Raw genomic sequence first — 12,567 nt, 5'->3', positions numbered from 1 at the left:
TCAATAGCTAATTGCGCGGTCTGGGTTGATTGGCGCAAAAACGGCCACGTACATGGCCGTGAGTGATTTCCGTTAGGCTTTCTTTGCCTGGCGGGTCATTACCGTGCGATACACCTTAAAACGACCGGTCTGGGCGATGACTTCATGGAAGCCAAACATCTCATCCAGAATTTTCGGGTACGGCAGGAAGGCGTTGGCCACAATACGCAGTTCACCGCCGCTGTTCAGATGACGCACTGCGCCGCGAATCAGGGTTTGTGCGGCATCGAGGCTGGTTTGCATCCCGTCGTGGAACGGCGGGTTGGAGATGATCATGTCAAAGCGACCGGTCACGTCAGAAAAAACGTTGCTGGCGAAGACATCGCCTTCAATTCCGTTTGCCGCAAGCGTAGCTCGGCTGGCTTCAACCGCGGATGCACTGACATCACACAGGGTCAGTCGCACTTTCGGTGAATGACTGGCTAAGGCTACGGAGAGAACACCCGCCCCGCAACCGACATCCAGCACTTTACCTTTGGTGTGCGGCGTCAGGGTTGAGAGCAGCAGTTGGCTGCCGACATCCAGGCCGTCACGGCTGAACACGCCCGGCAGCGTTTTGATGGTCAGGTTGTCGACGCTGTACTCGTCCCAGTATTTTTCGGCATCAAAGACCGGCTGTTTTTCCAGGCGACCGTGATAGAGACCACAGCGGCGTGCGCTGTCGATTTTATTCAGTGGCGCGAATTCGGCCAGCATCTGCTCCGCGCTGCGTACACCGCTGCGGTTCTCGCCAACGACAAAAATATCGGTGCCGACTGGCAGCAGCGACAGAATGTTCATCAGTTGGAACTGGGCTTCCGGCTTATTCTTCGGCCAGTAATAGATCAGCGTATCGCTGTCCGCAACGTCTTCGGCCTGGGCTACGAGGCTAAAGCGTACGTTATCGCCCATCTGGCGGTTTAACACCTGCCAGTGGTGGAGTTGTTGGGTATGCGCGCGGTTGGCGGCACTTTCGAAGTGGGCAGGCAGGTCATCCTGCAAATCACCGGCAAACAGAATACGGCTTTGTTCGAAATCATCACTGTGGCGCAGCAAGACTTCACTTGCCGGGGTAAAAGCAGACATGGAATGCTCCTCAATTTATACAGGTTGCGATTATATACACAAAATCAGTCAAGCTGAATCAAGGCGGCCTGCGGGATGTCGTGTATCGTTGTTTGTTGGCGTAGATTCGACAGATTTGCTATATTTGCGCCCCTGATAGACAGGAGTGTTTCGCTATGACATCCCGACGAGACTGGCAGTTACAGCAACTGGGCATTACGCAGTGGTCGCTGCGCCGTCCTGGCGCACTGCAAGGGGAGATTGCGATTTCCATTCCTGCGCACGTCCGTCTGGTGATGGTCGCGGCGGAGCTACCCGCATTAACCGAACCGTTGATGAACGATATTTTACGCGCATTGACCGTCAGTGCGGATCAGGTTTTACAACTGACGCCAGACCGTGTCGCCATGCTGCCGCAAGGCAGTCGCTGTAATAGCTGGCGGCTGGGAACCGAAGAGCCTCTGCAACTGGATGGCGCTCAGGTCACCAGTCCTGCGTTTAATGAATTACGGGAAAACCCAGCGGCACGCGCCGCCTTATGGCAACAAATCTGCGCATATGAACACGATTTCTTCCCTCAATCCGACTGATTTACCCGCAGCATTTCAGATTGAAAAACGCGCCCATGCTTTTCCATGGAGCGAAAAAACATTTGCCAGCAACCAGGGCGATCGCTATCTCAACTATCAGTTAACCGTTGATGGAACGATGGCCGCCTTTGCGATAACGCAGGTCGTGCTGGATGAAGCCACGCTGTTCAACATTGCCGTCGATCCTGATTTTCAGCGACGGGGACTGGGACGTGAGCTACTGGAGTACCTGATCGACGAGCTGGAAAAACGCGGCATTCTGACGCTGTGGTTAGAAGTTCGCGCCTCGAACGCTGCGGCGATTGCGCTGTACGAAAGCCTGGGCTTTAACGAGGCGACGATCCGCCGCAATTACTACCCGACAGCCGACGGCCACGAAGACGCCATTATTATGGCATTGCCAATCAGTATGTAAGACAAGGTGTAATGATGAAGAAGTGGGACTGGATTTTCTTTGATGCCGACGAAACGCTGTTCACATTTGACGCGTTTACCGGCCTACAGCGGATGTTTCTTGACTACAGCATTACCTTTACCGCTGAGGATTTTCAGGACTACCAGGCCGTGAATAAACCGCTGTGGGTGGATTATCAAAACGGTGCGATCACCTCATTACAACTGCAGCATGCCCGTTTCCTGAGCTGGGCTGAGCGTCTGAACGTGCCGCCTGGGTCGCTCAATGATGCGTTTATTAATGCGATGGCAGAAATCTGCTCTCCGTTGCCAGGTGCGGTGTCGCTGCTGAATACGATTCGTGGCAAAACGAAAATCGGTATTATTACCAACGGGTTTACCGCGTTGCAGCAAATCCGTCTTGAGCGCACCGGTCTGCGCGATTACTTTGACCTGATGGTTATTTCTGAGCAGGTTGGTGTAGCAAAACCCGACCCGCGTATTTTTGATTATGCGCTGGAGCAGGCGGGCAATCCCGAACGCTCCCGCGTGCTGATGGTGGGTGACACGGCGGAGTCCGATATTCTGGGTGGCATCAATTCCGGGCTATCAACCTGCTGGCTAAATGCGCACCAACGCGAACAGCCGGTGGGCATTCAACCGACCTGGACCGTGGCTTCATTAAGCGAACTGGAACAACTCCTGTGTAAACACTGATTGCCTCCCCCCCATTGATGGGTAAAATAGCCGCAATTTTTCGTATTCAACATGCGTGACGTAGAGCCGCGCTTACTCAAGAAGATTGAACTATGACGTTGTCTCCTTATTTGCAAGAGGTGGCCAAACGCCGCACCTTTGCCATTATTTCTCACCCGGATGCCGGTAAAACGACGATCACCGAAAAGGTGCTGTTATTCGGACAGGCAATCCAGACCGCCGGTACCGTTAAAGGCCGCGGCTCTAACCAGCACGCGAAATCAGACTGGATGGAGATGGAAAAGCAGCGTGGTATCTCTATTACCACCTCTGTGATGCAATTTCCGTATCATGACTGCCTGGTAAACCTGCTGGATACCCCAGGGCACGAAGACTTCTCGGAAGATACCTACCGTACGCTGACGGCGGTGGACTGCTGCCTGATGGTTATCGACGCCGCGAAAGGTGTAGAAGACCGTACCCGTAAGCTGATGGAAGTAACGCGTCTGCGCGATACGCCGATCCTGACGTTCATGAACAAACTCGACCGTGATATCCGCGATCCGATGGAGCTGCTGGATGAAGTCGAAAACGAACTGAAAATTGGCTGCGCGCCAATTACCTGGCCGATTGGCTGCGGTAAATTGTTCAAAGGTGTTTACCACCTGTATAAAGACGAAACTTATCTGTACCAGACCGGTAAAGGTCACACTATTCAAGAAGTCCGTATTGTTAAAGGCCTGAATAATCCGGAGCTGGATGCCGCCGTCGGTGAAGACCTGGCGCAGCAGCTGCGCGACGAGCTGGAACTGGTGCAGGGCGCGTCTAACGAGTTCGACCAGGAATTGTTCCTCGCCGGTGAAATCACTCCGGTGTTCTTCGGAACCGCGTTAGGTAACTTCGGCGTTGACCATATGCTTGACGGTTTGGTGGAGTGGGCGCCTGCGCCTATGCCGCGCAAAACCGACACCCGCATCGTTGAGGCATCTGAAGAGAAATTCACCGGTTTTGTGTTTAAAATTCAGGCCAATATGGACCCGAAACACCGCGACCGCGTGGCGTTCATGCGTGTGGTTTCCGGCAAGTACGAGAAAGGCATGAAAATGCGTCAGGTGCGCATTGGTAAAGACGTAGTGATCTCTGATGCGCTGACCTTTATGGCGGGTGACCGCTCTCACGTGGAAGAAGCCTACCCGGGCGATATCCTCGGTCTGCACAACCACGGCACCATTCAGATTGGCGACACCTTTACCCAGGGTGAGATGATGAAGTTCACCGGTATTCCGAACTTCGCGCCAGAACTGTTCCGTCGTATTCGCCTGAAAGATCCGTTGAAGCAAAAACAGCTGCTGAAAGGGCTGGTACAGCTGTCTGAAGAAGGTGCGGTGCAGGTCTTCCGTCCAATTGCCAACAACGACCTGATCGTCGGTGCCGTTGGTGTGCTGCAGTTTGACGTCGTCGTTTCCCGCCTGAAAAGCGAATACAACGTTGAAGCGATCTACGAATCGGTCAACGTGGCGACCGCGCGCTGGGTAGAATGCTCAGACGTGAAGAAATTCGAAGAGTTTAAGCGTAAAAACGAAATTCAGCTGGCGCTGGATGGCGGCGATAACCTGACCTATATCGCCCCGACCATGGTTAACCTGAACCTCACCCAGGAACGTTATCCAGACGTGACGTTCCGTAAAACTCGCGAACACTAATCGACCTTCCAGGGTGCGGCTTATGCCGTGCCCTGCGACTTTCCCTGCCTTATTAATCCCTTACGGAATGTTCTTAAATCCCGCACTTTTTCCTCATTTTGCCTATTTTTTGACCGTATTTGTCTGCGGCATCAAAATTGTGATCTATATTTAACAATGTGATGACATAAATATCGGCTTTAAATTCTACGCTACTTTCTCATCTTAGTTGTTTTAGCTGATATTTATTTTGATTACGAGATTAGTTGCTGGCTCAGCCCGATAAGCGGCAGAGCATCGATATGAGCAAAAAAAGGATTAAATCGATGACAATGACAAAACTGAAGATCTCAAAAACGCTGCTGGCTGTGATGCTGACGTCTGCTGTTGCCACGGGGTCTGCATTTGCAGAAAACGCGACCACCGATAAAGGGCAATCCGGTCTTGAAAGCGCAGGGCAGAAAGTCGATAGCTCGATGAATAAAGTCGGCGATTTCATGGATGACAGCTCCATAACCGCAAAAGTGAAAGCCGCGCTGGTCGATCACGAAAGCATTAAGAGCACCGATATCTCGGTTAAAACAGACCAGAAAGTGGTCACGTTAAGCGGATTTGTTGAAAGCCAGGCGCAGGCAGAAGAAGCGGTAAAAGTGGCGAAAGGCGTTGAGGGAGTTACCTCCGTGAGCGACAAACTGCACGTGCGTGACAGCAAAAGCACTTCTGTAAAAGGCTATGCGGGCGATACGGCAACCACCAGTGAAGTCAAAGCCAAATTGCTGGCTGATGACATCGTTCCTTCTCGCAAAGTGAAAGTGGAGACCACCGATGGCGTGGTTCAGCTTTCAGGCACCGTTGACTCACAGGCGCAAATCGAGCGCGCTGAGAGTATCGCCAAAGCCGTTGATGGCGTGAAAAGCGTTAAAAACGACCTCAAAACTCAGTAATTCGACTTAATTCGCCAACCTGATATTTGTCGGAAGGCGCGTTGTGCACCACACTAAAATATCGCAATGGGCGGCCTGAGCGCCCATATCAAGCGGTTGACATTAACTATGGTAAAGGAGAAGCGTATGTTTCGTTGGGGCATCATATTTCTGGTTATCGCGTTAATTGCCGCCGCTCTGGGCTTTGGTGGACTGGCGGGTACCGCTGCAGGTGCAGCGAAAATTGTCTTCGTGGTGGGGATTATCTTGTTCCTGGTCAGCCTGTTTACCGGGCGTAAACGACCCTAGTTGGTAAACCGTAAAGAAAAATTGCTACTCAGCCAGTCCAGCGGACTGGCTTTTACGGTTTTAGTGATACGTAATTTGCGTTACTTTGTCGCTCTATCATAAAAAAAACAGGAAGGCAGAGGTGGGGCAGAGAATACCCGTCACGCTCGGTAATATTGCGCCGTTATCGTTACGTCCGTTTCAACCCGGCAGCATGGCGCTGGTGTGCGAGGGCGGAGGGCAAAGAGGCATTTTTACCGCGGGCGTGCTGGACGAGTTTATGCGCGCGCAGTTTAATCCTTTTGATCTCTTCTACGGGACGTCCGCTGGTGCGCAAAACCTGTCGGCCTATCTCTGTAACCAGCCAGGTTACGGGCGCAAAGTGATTATGCGCTACACCACCCGACGTGAATTCTTTGACCCGGTGCGGTTTGTGCGCGGGGGAAATCTCATCGATCTCGACTGGCTGGTAGAGGCCACCGCCGCGCAGATGCCGCTGGCGATAGACCATGCCGAACAATTATTTGCCGCGGGAAAAGCGTTTTACATGTGCGCCTGTCGCGGAGATGACTACACGCCGGGTTATTTTTCGCCGAACCGACAAAACTGGCTCGACCTTCTGCGTGCGTCCAGCGCCATTCCTGGATTTTATCGTAGCGGGGTAGCGCTGGACGGCGTGAACTATCTGGATGGTGGGGTCAGTGACGCCATCCCCGTTCAGCAGGCGGTAAAGCAGGGGGCGAAAACGCTGGTGGTGATCCGCACCGTGCCCTCGCAAATGTACTACACCCCGCAGTGGTTCAAACGCATGGAACGTTGGCTGGGGGAAAGTAGCCTGCAACCGCTGGTCAATCTGGTGCAGCATCATGAGGCCAGCTACCGCGCCATTCAGAGTTTTATTGAAAAACCGCCGGGTAAGCTGCGTATCTTTGAGATCTATCCGCCCAAGCCGCTCCACAGTATGGCGCTGGGAAGCCGAATTCCGGCCCTGCGGGAAGACTACAAAACCGGACGCCTGTGTGGACGTTACTTTTTGGCGACCGTCGGTAAACTGTTGGCGAAAAACACACCGTTGCCCCGCCAGACGCCGAAGATTATGGTGCCTGGACCAGTGGTGGTCCCTCCGGCACCGGTTGCCAACGATGCCCTTATACCCGTGGTGGCCGATGCACCTCAGGCCAACGACACGACGTTTAGCCATGAGGATCTGGCGTGAGCTATCGGTTTATCGATACGCATTGTCATTTTGATTTTCCGCCGTTCACCGGCGACGAACCTGCCAGCATTCAGCGGGCAATTGAAGCCGGTGTGAGCCGCATTATTATGCCGGCGACCGAGGCGGCGAACTTTTCCCGCGTGCTGGCGTTGGCGCAAACCTACCCCCCGCTATTTGCAGCTCTGGGTTTACATCCGATTGTGATTGAACATCATGACGATGATGCCCTTGACCAGTTGCAACAGGCGCTGGAAAAGCGTGTACAGAAGGTGGTGGCGGTAGGGGAGATAGGACTGGATTTGTATCGTGATGATCCGCAGTTCGACAAGCAGGAAAGGATGCTGGACGCGCAGCTTCAACTGGCGAAGCGCTACGAACTGCCGGTGATCCTGCATTCACGACGTACTCATGACAAACTGGCGATGCACCTTAAGCGCCATGCGCTACCGCGTACCGGCGTAGTGCATGGCTTTGCCGGGAGCTTGCAGCAGGCGGAACGCTTTGTGCAGCTGGGATATAAAATTGGCGTGGGCGGAACCATTACCTATCCCCGTGCCAGCAAAACGCGCGAGGTGATGGCGCGGCTGCCGCTGGGATCCTTGCTGCTGGAAACCGATGCGCCGGATATGCCGCTCAACGGCTTTCAGGGTCAGCCCAATCGCCCGGAGCAGGTCACCAGGGTGTTTGAAGTATTATGTGAGCTGCGCCCGGAGCCCGCAGAGGTCATCGCCGAGGCGTTGTATCGCAATACGACGGCATTGTTTAATGTTTGACTGCGGGCGACGCCGCTTGTAGGCCGGATAAGACGCTTTGGCGTCGCATCCGGCAAGTCACAGATATAACGCCGGGAAAATTAGGTTATCAACCTCGCGTGCCCGTAATTCCTTTGCCAATTCTTCCACGTCCTCTGGCGTCGCGCTCGGCCAGGCTTTGGCTTCACCATACACGCCATGCGCATGAAACGCGTTAAGCCGCACGGGAATGTTGCCCAGGCGGTGAATAAACGCGGCCAACGCATCAACGTGCTGCAGGTAATCAACGTGTCCGGGAATGACCAGCAGGCGAAGCTCCGCCAGTTTTCCCCGCTCGGCCAGAAAGAGAATACTGCGCTTGATTGCCGCGTTATCGCGCCCGGTGAGCTGTAAATGACATGCGCTGTCCCAGGCTTTTAAATCTAGCATGACACCATCGCAAACCGGCAGCAGCTTCTCCCAGCCGGTTTCACGCAGCATGCCGTTGCTGTCCACCATGCAGGTCAGGTGTTGCAGGTGCGGATCGGCTTTGATCGCTGAGAACAGCGCAATCACGAAAGGAAGCTGCGTTGTCGCCTCACCGCCGCTCACGGTTATCCCTTCAATAAACAACGATGCCTTACGAATGTGATGCAGCACCTCATCGACGCTCATCGTCTGCGTCATTGGCGTGGCCTGCTGCGGGCACATTTGTAGGCAGGTGTCGCACTGCTGGCAAACATCGGACTGCCACCACACTTTTCCCGCACTCAGACTTAAGGCGTCATGTGGACAATGCAGTACGCACTCCCCGCAATCGTTGCATCGCCCCATCGTCCACGGATTGTGGCAATTTTTACAGCGCAGATTGCACCCTTGTAGGAACAGGGCCAGGCGACTGCCCGGCCCGTCGACGCAGGAGAAAGGGATCAGCCTACTTACTGAAGCGCATCTGCTGTTCATGACTCATCACGCGAGGTTGACGTTCCAGAATGCGAGTATTGCGAGCGGCCTCTTCGCCCAGCCAGGTGGTGTTGGTGCGTGAGCCTTCGGCACGGTATTTTTCCAGATCCGACAGGCGCACCATATAACCGGTGACGCGGACCAGATCGTTACCGCTGACGTTGGCGGTAAATTCACGCATTCCGGCTTTAAACGCGCCCAGGCAAAGCTGTACCAGCGCCTGTGGGTTACGCTTGATGGTTTCATCCAGCGTGAGGATGTCGCTGATCCCGGCGTGATAATACGCGTGATGCGGGGCCACGGTTTGCAGATGAGTAATAGGATCCGGCTCGTCGCCATACGGCAGACGCGCGCCCGGCGTGGTGCCAATGTCTGAACTGATCCCCGACTGCGCATGCAGCATCGCCCGCTGCTGCCAGCCGTATTTCACCGGAGTGTTGGCCACAAAGTCGGCAAGCTGGGCGCTGATCCGATAGCCTATCTCATTAGCGCTCTCATCTTTGCCGTAGCGTGCGTGCAACCCGGCCTTCTCACACAGCAGGTTTACCGCCTCCGCCAGGCCGTACATACCAAACATCGGCACAAAACGTTCGGGATCAATCAACCCTTCCTGCACCAGGAAGCTATTCTCAAAGAAATGTGATTTCTCATAGAGAAATTCACACCGTGAATCAATGATGGCAATTTGCTGCTGGCAATAGTGCGGTAGGGTGTGCGTAAAGAAGTCATCGACAGACGTGCTGCGCTCTGCGATGGCTTTCAGATTCAGCCTAACCAGTGTACTTCCGCCGCCCGCCAGCGGCAGCGAGTTGTAACAACTGACGACGCCATAATGGCCTTTTGTGAAAATTTTATCATTTTCAGGACCGTTGGAAATATGCGGTTTACTGCATTCGCAAATATTTTGTGCCACGTTCAGCAGCAGGTCGTCAGGTGTGATTTGTGGATCATAAATAAAGGTAAGATTAGGCGAGACCTGCTTTAGCTCTGCATCTGCACGTAAAATGGCGCGGGTGATCGGCGTATCGGCCGGGCCAATATTGGCATGCATAAAGGCGTCTGGCAGGGTTCTGTCGAGATACCGCCAGAAACGTTTTATTCGAATATCGATCTCTTCTTGTGTTAGAATTCTAACATACGGTTGCAGCAGGGCATCGAGCTGACCAAGGTACACCGGCATCGACGTCACTGACGGAACATGGTGGTACAGAATGGTGAGCAAGGATAAGGCGTCATCAAGATCCTGTGCACCTTCCAGCTCCAGCCAGGCTGAACCGTTGGCCAGAAAATGCGCATAATTGGGCAAAACATAACGTGGTTTGAACGGGGCATGACCTTCGTACATATCGCAGATAACCCCGTCATCCAACGCCTGGCGTGCTTCAGCAGGCAACTGCGGATAAGGCAGTGCGTTTTCTGCCTCCAGCGCCAGAAAGTGGCGTTTCTGCTCAGGGCTGAGCACCGGACTGGTCACGATTTGTTGGCAGCGCTGTTGCAGCGCGAGTTCGCTTGAAGTGGGCATCGTCGATTCCTTTATGTGCCGAAGGTTAAGCAACATTGTAGGAAGCAACCGATCCTCAACCTTTGATCCGGATGCGCCTGATGCCATCGCTTCTCGCCAGTAAAGCTCGATTATTTGAAGTAGATCTCATTAGAGTAATGCAAATCTGTATGTGGTTTTCATTAACTGTGATGTATATCGAAGTGTAATAGCGAGCGGATGTTAGAATACTAACAAACTCGCAAGGTGAAATTTTATACGGCGATGCCGTTGGAGAATGTTATGACCGATTTAACAGCAAGCAGCCTGCGTGCCCTGAAACTGATGGACCTGACCACCCTGAATGATGACGACACCAACGAAAAAGTGATCGCGCTGTGTCATCAGGCAAAAACCCCAGTGGGTAACACGGCGGCAATCTGTATCTATCCGCGTTTCATCCCTATTGCGCGTAAAACGCTGAACGAGCAGGGCACGCCGGATATCCGTATTGCAACGGTAACCAACTTCCCGCACGGCAACGATGACATCGATATTGCGCTGGCAGAAACCCGTGCAGCGATTGCCTACGGCGCAGACGAAGTTGATGTGGTATTCCCGTATCGTGCGCTGATCGCCGGTAATGAGCAGGTCGGTTTTGACCTGGTGAAAGCCTGTAAAGAGGCGTGTGCAGCGGCAAACGTGCTGCTGAAAGTGATCATCGAAACCGGTGAACTGAAAGAAGAAGCGTTGATTCGCAAAGCATCTGAAATCTCCATCAAAGCAGGGGCTGATTTCATCAAGACCTCTACCGGTAAAGTCCCGGTTAATGCGACGCCGGAAAGCGCACGCATCATGATGGAAGTGATCCGCGATATGGGCGTTTCGAAAACCGTTGGTTTCAAACCGGCTGGCGGCGTGCGTACTGCGGAAGACGCGCAGCAATTCCTCGCCATTGCTGATGAACTGTTTGGCGCAGACTGGGCGGATTCCCGTCACTATCGCTTTGGCGCATCCAGCCTGCTGGCAAGCTTGCTGAAGGCGCTGGGTCACGGCGACGGTAAGAGCGCAAGCAGCTACTAAGTTTTTATTGCCCATCGTAGGCCGGATAAGGCGCAAGCCGCCATCCGGCATGAATACGACTTGCCGGGTGGCGCATTGCTTACCCGGCCCATAATCGGGAGGTTCCCTTGTTTCTCGCACAAGAAATTATTCGTAAAAAACGTGATGGTCATGCGCTGAGTGATGAAGAAATTCGTTTCTTTATTAACGGTATTCGCGACAACACCATCTCTGAAGGGCAAATCGCCGCCCTGGCGATGACCATTTTCTTCCACGATATGACAATGCCTGAGCGTGTTTCACTGACCATGGCAATGCGTGATTCAGGAACCGTGCTGGACTGGAAGAGTCTGCAGCTGAACGGCCCGATTGTGGATAAGCACTCTACCGGCGGCGTGGGTGATGTAACGTCACTGATGTTAGGTCCAATGGTCGCAGCATGCGGCGGCTATATTCCGATGATTTCCGGGCGGGGTCTGGGTCATACCGGCGGTACGCTGGATAAACTGGAAGCGATCCCGGGATTTGACATCTTCCCGGATGACGCGCGTTTCCGTGAAATTATTAAAGACGTGGGTGTGGCGATTATTGGGCAAACCAGCTCGCTCGCACCGGCGGATAAACGTTTTTATGCCACCCGCGACATTACCGCGACGGTGGATTCCATTCCGCTGATCACCGGTTCGATCCTGGCGAAAAAGCTGGCGGAAGGGCTGGATGCGCTGGTCATGGACGTGAAAGTTGGTAGCGGCGCCTTTATGCCAACCTACGAACTTTCAGAAGCCCTTGCTGAAGCAATTGTCGGCGTGGCGAACGGGGCAGGCGTGCGTACCACCGCACTGTTAACCGATATGAACCAGGTGCTGGCTTCCAGCGCCGGTAACGCAGTAGAAGTCCGCGAAGCCGTGCAGTTCCTGACCGGTGAATACCGCAATCCACGTTTGTTAGACGTCACCATGGCGCTGAGTGTGGAAATGCTGATCTCCGGCAAACTGGCGAAAGACGATGCCGAAGCCCGCGCCAAGCTGCAGGCGGTATTGGATAACGGTAAAGCGGCGGAAATTTTTGGTCGCATGGTCGCGGCGCAAAAAGGTCCGACCGACTTCGTGGAAAATTATGCGAAGTATCTGCCGACGGCAATGCTCAGCAAAGCGGTATATGCTGATACCGAAGGTTTTGTTAGCGCAATGGATACCCGTGCGCTGGGGATGGCGGTAGTTTCCATGGGCGGCGGTCGTCGTCAGGCATCGGACACCATTGATTACAGCGTCGGCTTTAGCGACATGGCGCGTCTGGGCGACAGCGTAGACGGGCAGCGTCCGCTGGCGGTGATCCATGCCAAAGATGAAGCCAGCTGGCAGGAAGCGGCGAAAGCGGTCAAAGCGGCAATCAGTCTTGACGACAAAGCGCCAGAAATTACACCGACAGTCTATCGTCGTATAACCGAATAACTGTATACT

The 12,567-nt window shown here is 53.8% G+C and carries 13 protein-coding genes; 10 read left to right on the top strand and 3 right to left on the bottom strand.

Features of this window, described 5'->3' with window-relative positions; all coding sequences use genetic code 11:
• Positions 1 to 72: 72 nt before the first annotated feature.
• The gene (gene rsmC, locus M2374_RS11145; RefSeq protein ID WP_115259530.1) at positions 73 to 1,104 is read right to left on the bottom strand and encodes a 16S rRNA (guanine(1207)-N(2))-methyltransferase RsmC; all 1,032 of its coding nucleotides are present in this window, start codon (positions 1,102 to 1,104) and stop codon (positions 73 to 75) included.
• A gap of 155 nt (positions 1,105 to 1,259) precedes the next feature.
• Here rsmC and M2374_RS11140 point away from each other — a divergent pair, with 155 nt between their 5' ends.
• The 8 genes from M2374_RS11140 to M2374_RS11105 all read left to right on the top strand — a co-directional run bounded on the left by M2374_RS11140 (position 1,260) and on the right by M2374_RS11105 (position 7,644).
• Entirely contained in the window at positions 1,260 to 1,673 is a 414-nt protein-coding gene (locus M2374_RS11140) for a DNA polymerase III subunit psi (protein WP_137399159.1), read from the top strand.
• Entirely contained in the window at positions 1,642 to 2,088 is a 447-nt protein-coding gene (gene rimI / locus M2374_RS11135) for a ribosomal protein S18-alanine N-acetyltransferase (protein WP_096758411.1), read from the top strand. Before M2374_RS11140 ends, rimI begins: the two co-directional genes overlap by 32 nt.
• A 14-nt stretch (positions 2,089 to 2,102) precedes the next feature.
• Positions 2,103 to 2,783 (top strand): pyrimidine 5'-nucleotidase, encoded by a 681-nt coding sequence (yjjG, locus tag M2374_RS11130; protein WP_096758410.1) that lies wholly within the window; start codon positions 2,103 to 2,105, stop codon positions 2,781 to 2,783.
• Between the two features lie 92 nt (positions 2,784 to 2,875).
• Positions 2,876 to 4,465: a peptide chain release factor 3 gene (gene prfC, locus M2374_RS11125; protein ID WP_115259529.1), complete on the top strand. Its 1,590-nt coding sequence runs from the start codon at positions 2,876 to 2,878 to the stop codon at positions 4,463 to 4,465.
• Positions 4,466 to 4,770: 305 nt separating this feature from the next.
• Positions 4,771 to 5,388, top strand: a complete 618-nt coding sequence (osmY, locus tag M2374_RS11120; RefSeq protein ID WP_115259528.1) for a molecular chaperone OsmY — start codon at positions 4,771 to 4,773, stop codon at positions 5,386 to 5,388.
• 126 nt (positions 5,389 to 5,514) lie between these two features.
• Positions 5,515 to 5,676, top strand: a complete 162-nt coding sequence (locus tag M2374_RS11115; RefSeq protein ID WP_003019081.1) for a DUF1328 domain-containing protein — start codon at positions 5,515 to 5,517, stop codon at positions 5,674 to 5,676.
• Positions 5,677 to 5,797: 121 nt separating this feature from the next.
• Positions 5,798 to 6,871 (top strand): patatin family protein, encoded by a 1,074-nt coding sequence (locus M2374_RS11110; protein ID WP_096758407.1) that lies wholly within the window; start codon positions 5,798 to 5,800, stop codon positions 6,869 to 6,871.
• Positions 6,868 to 7,644: a metal-dependent hydrolase gene (locus tag M2374_RS11105; RefSeq protein WP_153880658.1), complete on the top strand. Its 777-nt coding sequence runs from the start codon at positions 6,868 to 6,870 to the stop codon at positions 7,642 to 7,644. The genes M2374_RS11110 and M2374_RS11105 overlap by 4 nt, the downstream gene beginning before the upstream one ends.
• 57 nt (positions 7,645 to 7,701) lie before the next feature.
• On the opposite strand, the gene M2374_RS11100 is transcribed toward M2374_RS11105, so the two are convergent.
• The gene (locus M2374_RS11100; RefSeq protein ID WP_181637242.1) at positions 7,702 to 8,565 is read right to left on the bottom strand and encodes a YjjW family glycine radical enzyme activase; all 864 of its coding nucleotides are present in this window, start codon (positions 8,563 to 8,565) and stop codon (positions 7,702 to 7,704) included.
• Positions 8,537 to 10,087, bottom strand: a complete 1,551-nt coding sequence (locus tag M2374_RS11095) for a YjjI family glycine radical enzyme (protein ID WP_181688489.1) — start codon at positions 10,085 to 10,087, stop codon at positions 8,537 to 8,539. Before M2374_RS11095 ends, M2374_RS11100 begins: the two co-directional genes overlap by 29 nt.
• A 261-nt stretch (positions 10,088 to 10,348) precedes the next feature.
• Between M2374_RS11095 and deoC the strand changes: the two genes are divergently transcribed.
• Positions 10,349 to 11,128, top strand: coding sequence for a deoxyribose-phosphate aldolase (gene deoC, locus M2374_RS11090; RefSeq protein WP_197970842.1), 780 nt, complete (start codon positions 10,349 to 10,351; stop codon positions 11,126 to 11,128).
• Between the two features lie 107 nt (positions 11,129 to 11,235).
• A complete protein-coding gene (deoA, locus tag M2374_RS11085; protein ID WP_115259523.1) occupies positions 11,236 to 12,558 on the top strand; it encodes a thymidine phosphorylase in 1,323 nt (440 codons plus the stop codon).
• Positions 12,559 to 12,567 lie beyond the last annotated feature (9 nt).

It is taken from the genome of Citrobacter sp. JUb117, from assembly GCF_024809055.1.
Taxonomy (GTDB): Bacteria; Pseudomonadota; Gammaproteobacteria; order Enterobacterales; family Enterobacteriaceae; genus Citrobacter; species Citrobacter gillenii.
The sequence above is the reverse complement of the archived record's forward strand: the minus strand, read 5'-3'. Positions and strand labels throughout refer to the sequence as shown.